General features: G+C 66.8%; 1 pseudogene. It reads right to left on the reverse strand.

Features of this window, described 5'->3' with window-relative positions:
- Positions 1-223 (reverse strand): annotated as a pseudogene (locus tag KKP04_RS15690) (IS5/IS1182 family transposase); the annotation flags it as partial.

The raw sequence follows: 223 nt of genomic DNA on the forward strand, positions 1-223 counted from the left end.
TTGTAGAGCCGTGCATCGGGGTCTGTGGTCGAAGCATGGGTGGCATTCGAGCGCTTCTCGCCCCGGAAATCGACCTCGGCATTGCGGTGGGCTTTGGTGTTGCGGGGCATCTGGTCGGTCTCGGCTGGGGTCTCGGAAGGCTCGGTTTCGGGCGTGGCATCTGAGGCGGGAGGATCGCCCGGCCCGTCATCGTCAGGCGGGGCGGCATCGGCCTTGGGCTGGA

Origin of the sequence: Rhodomicrobium sp. Az07, from assembly GCF_018619475.1 — a bacterium.
In the GTDB taxonomy this organism is placed as follows: domain Bacteria; phylum Pseudomonadota; class Alphaproteobacteria; order Rhizobiales; family Rhodomicrobiaceae; genus Rhodomicrobium.